7 protein-coding genes are annotated in these 6,154 nt (G+C 63.0%); all 7 read right to left on the minus strand.

Going from position 1 to position 6,154, the window contains the following annotated elements:
* Positions 1-141 precede the first annotated feature (141 nt).
* Positions 142-606: a peroxiredoxin gene (locus IHE30_RS13960; protein WP_337691463.1), complete on the minus strand. Its 465-nt coding sequence runs from the start codon at positions 604-606 to the stop codon at positions 142-144.
* Positions 607-677: 71 nt separating this feature from the next.
* A complete protein-coding gene (locus tag IHE30_RS13965) occupies positions 678-1,574 on the minus strand; it encodes a polysaccharide deacetylase family protein (RefSeq protein ID WP_337691465.1) in 897 nt (298 codons plus the stop codon).
* Between the two features lie 17 nt (positions 1,575-1,591).
* A complete protein-coding gene (locus IHE30_RS13970; protein WP_337691467.1) occupies positions 1,592-2,632 on the minus strand; it encodes a bifunctional UDP-4-keto-pentose/UDP-xylose synthase in 1,041 nt (346 codons plus the stop codon).
* Complete coding sequence (locus IHE30_RS13975; protein ID WP_337691468.1) at positions 2,629-3,585, minus strand: formyltransferase; 957 nt, start codon at positions 3,583-3,585, stop codon at positions 2,629-2,631. The genes IHE30_RS13970 and IHE30_RS13975 overlap by 4 nt, the downstream gene beginning before the upstream one ends.
* Entirely contained in the window at positions 3,582-4,625 is a 1,044-nt protein-coding gene (locus tag IHE30_RS13980) for a glycosyltransferase (RefSeq protein WP_337691471.1), read from the minus strand. Before IHE30_RS13980 ends, IHE30_RS13975 begins: the two co-directional genes overlap by 4 nt.
* Positions 4,622-5,770, minus strand: coding sequence for a DegT/DnrJ/EryC1/StrS family aminotransferase (locus IHE30_RS13985; protein ID WP_337691474.1), 1,149 nt, complete (start codon positions 5,768-5,770; stop codon positions 4,622-4,624). The genes IHE30_RS13980 and IHE30_RS13985 overlap by 4 nt, the downstream gene beginning before the upstream one ends.
* A gap of 39 nt (positions 5,771-5,809) precedes the next feature.
* On the minus strand, positions 5,810-6,154 hold a 345-nt coding region (locus IHE30_RS13990; protein ID WP_337691477.1), incomplete at its 5' end, for an SMR family transporter.

A 6,154-nucleotide genomic window follows, 5' to 3' on the forward strand; every position in this document is an offset into this window, starting at 1 on the left:
GTGCGGCCCCAAAGAAAAAAGCCGCACCCCCTTGGATGGGGAGCACGGCGGTAAGGTAGGGAGTCAGCCTTCATTGCGGCTCACTATAACCTGCGTCAAACGCTCACGTCAAAGGGCACATGTCGCGCTGCATTAACCGCGTCACAGGGCTTGTACGGCGGCCAGCACCTCATCGACATGGTTGGGCACCTTCACGCCGCGCCACTCGCGGCATAGTACATGCTGCGCATCGAGCAGGAAAGTCGAGCGCTCTATGCCACGTACCGGCTTACCGTACATCTTTTTCATTTTGACGACGTCGAATAGTTGGCACACAGTCTCGTCGGCGTCGGACACTAGCACGAACGGCAATTCGAGCTTGCGCTGGAAGTTCTCGTGCGAGCGTACGCTGTCGCGCGAGATGCCGACGATCTCGGCACCCGCCTGCTTGAAGGCCGGGTACGCGTCACGGAACGCCAGGCTCTCGGTGGTGCAGCCCGGTGTGTTGTCCTTCGGATAAAAATAGAGAACGACCTTGTTACCCTTCAGCGCGGACAGCGTGAATTCGCCGCCTGTTGCTGAAGCGGTGAAATCGGGAACGGTGTGGTCGATCGCAATGCTCGGCACGGATTTCTCCTGTTGTTATGATTAGCGGCAGCGAAGCAGGACCGATGTGGACCAATGCTCGCGCCATTGCTTTAGTCAGGCTGAATAATGAGTTCGCCGGCGCGACCCGGTACCTCACCCCACGCGACAGGGTACGATGGCAGTGAGTCCAGGTCCAGCGTCGCGTAATAGTCGGCCATCGACACCAGTGCATGCCCCTGCGCGCGCCAGCCTGCTAGCAGGCGTTCGAGCACGGGGGCAAGCTTCTGCCCTTCCAGTTCCGCGTGCAGCGTGAATACGTGATCGACGCCGTCGTGCCGCGTCAGCGACAATAGGTGATCGGCGACGTTGTCCACGCTCAACCCATCCAGTCCGAGCACTTCGTCCAATGTTGGCAGCGTGGTGGGCAGCTGCACGTGAGCAAGCGGCATGCCGTTTACCGTCGGCCGATACGGGCCATGGCCGCGCCCGTCGGACGCGTACCGGATCCCCCATGCGTCGAGTTGATGAAATGCATGGTCGTTCATCTGCCAGCCTGCTGCGCCATGGGTACGCGGCGCCTCACCGAATACCTCGACGAAGCGCGCGTGGCTTTTCGCCATTTGTGCGATCGTCCATGCGCGCTCACGCGTGCGCACGTTGTCCTGCCAATACACGTGGTCCCATGTATGAATGCCCACCTCGAAGCCGGCATCGCGCGTGGCACGCATCTGCGCCGCCGCGCGCGCGCCGATGTCCGGGCCGGGCAGCAGCACGCCGTAGGCGAGTGTCTTGATGCCATAGTGCTCGAACACCGACGTGCGCGACACCTTGCGCAGGAACCCCGGCCGGAATACCCGGCGCAATGCCCAACCGGTGTGGTCGGGGCCTAGGCTGAACAGGAACGTCGCGCCGACGCCGGCGTGCCGGAGCATGCGCACGAGGTTTGGCACGCCTTCACGGGTGCCGCGTAGCGTGTCGACGTCGATCTTCAATACGATGCGAGCCACTGCCGCCACCCGCGCCGTCAGTCAACCAGCGCGCGGGCTTCGGCGACCTGCGAGCGGTAGGCCTCGAAGATCTTGCGCAGCGCGTCGTCCATTGACAGCGTCGGTGTCCAGGCCAGATCCTGCTTCGTATTGTCGATCTTCGGCACGCGATTCTGCACGTCCTGGTAACCGGTGCCGTAATAGGCGCTCGACGAGGTTTCCACCAGCTTCACCTGTTGTGCAGACTGCGCATACTCGGGGTAATCGGCGGCCAGCGCCAGCATCTTGTTGGCTAGTTCGCGCACCGAGAAATTGTTGTGCGGATTGCCGATGTTGTAGATTTTTCCGCTCGCGATGCCGGCCGGGTTCTCGATGATCCGCATTAGCGCCGAGATGCCGTCGTCGATGTCGGTGAACGCGCGTTTTTGCGCACCGCCGTCGACCAGGCTGATGTTCTCGCCCCGCACGATATGGCCGAGGAACTGCGTGACTACGCGCGATGATCCCTCCTTCGGCGTGTGGATCGTGTCCAGCCCCGGGCCGATCCAGTTGAACGGGCGAAACAGCGTGAAATTCAGGCCCTCCATGCCGTAGCCCCAGATTACGCGGTCCATCAACTGCTTCGAGCATGCGTAGATCCAGCGCGGCTTGTTGATCGGGCCGTAGATCAGCGGCGAGGCTTCTGGGTCGAACTCACCATCGTTGCACATGCCGTACACCTCGGACGTGGACGGGAAGACCAGGTGCTTACCGTATTTGACTGCTGAGCGCACAATCGGCACGTTGGCTTCAAAATCAAGCTCGAACACGCGCAGCGGCTGCTTCACATAGGTGGCGGGTGTGGCGATCGCGACTAACGGCAAAATCACGTCACACTTGCGGACGTGATACTCGACCCACTCCTTGTTGATCGTAATGTCGCCTTCGAAGAAGTGCATTCGCGGATGCTGCGTTAGACTGCCCAGACGATCCTTGTGCATGTCCATCCCATAGACTTCCCAATCGGTGGTCTCAAGGATGCGCTTAGACAGGTGATGGCCGATGAAGCCGTTGACGCCGAGGATCAGGACTTTTTTCATGAATGCGATGAGGATTGAGTAAGGCGCAGGAACGTTGCCGCGTCGATTACGCGCTCGTTGTGTGTGGGATTGGAAGCGTCGCGGCCGACATGGCGCAGTTCGCGGATCGCCAGCGCGCGGCCGTCGCCGCACACGCCAAATAGCGCATTATCGCAAACCTGCAAGCCCGGCGGCAATGTCGCGGTGCCGGCCGCGTCGTGATGCGCGAGCCGGGCCGCGGCGACGATGAAGCGCTCGCCGCCGACGTCGGTGAATGCGCCCGGATAAGGCGGCGCGACCGCGCGCACCAGGTTGTAGACCTGCTGGGCGGGCAGGCACCAGTCAATGCGGCCATCCTCGGGGCGGCGACCACCAAAATAGCTGCCCGCGGCCAGATCGTTCGGCAGCCGCGGTGCGTCGCCGGCCAGCAGTGCCGGCAGCACTCGCCACAGCGTCTGCTCGGCGGCCACCGTCACCTTATCGAACACCTGGCTCGCGGTATCGTCCGGCAGGATCGGCACCGGCGTCTGCGCGACGATCGCGCCGGCGTCCGGTTTGGCCGTCATCTCGTGCAGCGTGGCGCCTGTCTCGGTCTCGCCGTTGAGCACGGCCCAGTTGGTCGGCACGCGGCCACGGTACTTCGGTAGCAGCGAGCCGTGCAGGTTGAAGGCGCCGCGCGGTGCCAGCGCAAGCAGGCCAGCCGGCAGCATGTGTCGGTAATAGAAAGAGAACAGGAAATCTGGCTGCACCGCGCGCACGGCCTCGGCCAACTCTGGCGCGCGCGGATCGGTAGGCGTAATCGCCGGCAGTCCGTAGTCGGCCGCGACCGCCGCCACGCTTTCGAACCAGATGCGCTCTTGCGGATTGTCTTGATGCGTGACGACGAGCGCGACGTCTACGCCGCGCGCGAGGAGCACGCGCAGACAGCGCGCGCCGACATTGTGATACGCGAAAACGACGGCGCGCGCATTCATCGGTTGCGCCCCACCATGCCGTCTGCGTGCTCGCCGCGCGCGACGCGCGGCGCCCTGGGAGCCGGCGCGCGGCTGGTGCTGGTTGCATGTCTCGGTGTGTCGCTGTCGCGCTGCTGCAGCACTGCCTGCACCAGATAGCGTGGCCGCGCGCGCACTTGCTCATAGATTCGGCCGATGTATTCACCGAGCAGGCCGAGCGCGAAAATGATCACGCCGAGCAGGAAGAACGTGATCGCGAACAGCGTGAATACGCCTTGAACTTCCGCACCAATGATGAAGCGCCGCACCAGCAGCAGTATGAACAGCGCCGCGGAGCCGCTGGACAGGATCACGCCAACGAACGACAGCCATTGCAGCGGCACCACTGAGAAGCCGGTGACCAGGTCGAAGTTCAACCGGATCAGGCTGTACAGCGAGTACTTCGATTCGCCGGCGAAACGCTCTTCGTGCGATACCTCGATTTCGACCGGGTTTTGCGCGAACGTGTAGGCGAGGGCCGGGATGAACGTGTTGATCTCGCCGCATAGGTTGATCGTGTCGATAATGCGGCGGCTGTATGCGCGCAGCATGCATCCCTGGTCGGCCATCCGGATCCGCGTGATGCGCTCGCGCAACCGGTTCATCGCGACCGACGCCTTGCGGCGGAATAAGCTGTCGCGCCGCTGTTGCCGGATCGTGCCGACGTAGTCGTGGCCCTCGCGCATCTTCGCCACCAGCTTGCCGATTTCCTCGGGTGGATTTTGCAAGTCCGCATCAAGTGTGACTACGATGTCGCCACGCGTCTGCTCGAATCCGGCGAGGATGGCCATGTGCTGCCCGTAGTTACCGTTGAGCAGCACGACACGGGTGGTGTCTGGGCGCGCGTAGTACTGCTCGGCCAGCATCGCGGCCGAGCGATCACGACTGCCGTCGTTGATGAAAATCACTTCGTAGGTCAAGTCCAGCGCGTCCAGCGCCGGATAGAGCCGCGCAAATAGGGCGGCCAGGCCCGCTTCCTCGTTGTAGACGGGGATCACGACGGACAGTTCAGGCGTATTCATTGTTGGTGACGGTGAATAATCTCATTGACGGCTTGTACGACGCGCGACACGTCAGCCATCGTCATTTGCGCAAACAGCGGTAGCGTGACGATCGCCCGTCCAACGCGCTCCGCGTGTGGAAACATGCCCGGGCCGAAGCCCCGTTCCCGGTACAGCTTGAACAGATGGATTGGCGGATAGTGCACGCCGGTGCCAATGCCGCGCTCCTTCATCTGCGCCATGAAGTCGGCGCGTTGGATCGTGAGCCGCTCCAGCGGCAACACAATCTGAAACATGTGCCAGTTCGAGTTTGTGAAGTCCGCGGGCGGCAACTCGACGCCAGCGGCCACGGCCGCGCCGCCGGCGAAATGCTCGAAATAGGCGCGTGCCAGCGCGCGGCGCTGCGCGGTGATTTCGTCCAGGCGGGCCAGCGAGCCCAACCCAACGCGCGCGGCGACGTCAGTCAGATTGTACTTACCGCCAAGCACGTCGCATTCCATTCCATCCAAGCCGGTGCGCGTGATGCCTTGCAGCCGGTACTTTTCGGCAAGCCGTGCTTCGTCGTCGTTGTTCAGCACCAGCGCCCCCCCCTCGATCGAGGTGATGTTCTTGTTCGCATGGAAGCTAAATGACACGAAGTCGCCGTACGTGCCGACGCGCCGGCCGTTCCAGCTCGAGCCGAGCGCCTGTGCGGCGTCCTCGACCACACGCAGCTGGCGCGCGCGCGCGATCGCATGGAGCTGCTCTAGGTCCATTGGCACCCCGGCCAAATACACTGGGATAATCGCGCGCGTGCGCGGTGTGATGGCGGCCTCGAGCTTGTCTAGGTCCAGGTTACGGGTGATTGGGTCGATGTCGGCGAACACCGGGGTCGCGCCCACCTCGCAAATCACGTTGCTGGTGGCCACCCATGACAGCGGCGTGGTGATCACTTCGTCGCCGGGCCCAATGCCGGCGATGCGCAGCGCGATTTCCATCGTGCAGGTGCCCGAATTGAACGTTCGCACCGGCCGGCCGCAGTACTCGGACAGCGCTGCTTCGAAACGGGCGTTTTGCGGGCCGGTCGTGATCCAGCCGCTGCGCAGCACCTCGACGACGCCGGCAATCGTTTCCTCATCGACGTGCGGCCGCACGAACGGCAAAAAGGGCAAGGAAGTTTGGCTCATGGTTTGTCTAATTCGGTTCTCTCGGGAGGCTAAGTGGGCTCAACTGCGCGCCAGCACGACCACGCCGAGCAGAATGATACCGATGCCGACGAGGCGCTGTACCGACATGACCTCGCCGAACAGGTACCAGGCCGCTACTGCATTGACCGCGTAACCGAGCGACAACATCGGGTAGGCGACCGACACTTCCACGCGCGACAGCCCGAGGATCCAGACGACGACGCTGACGACATAGCATGCCAACCCGCCGATGATTGGCCACTGCGTGGCCAGCCGCACGCTGACCGGCACGATGTTTGCCGCCGAAAATTCAAAATGGCCGACCGCATTCACGCCGGCCTTGAGTAGCAACTGCGCGCCCGTGTTGAGCAGCACGCCGGAAAG

Origin of the sequence: Mycetohabitans sp. B46 (assembly GCF_037389205.1) — a bacterium.
In the GTDB taxonomy this organism is placed as follows: domain Bacteria; phylum Pseudomonadota; class Gammaproteobacteria; order Burkholderiales; family Burkholderiaceae; genus Mycetohabitans.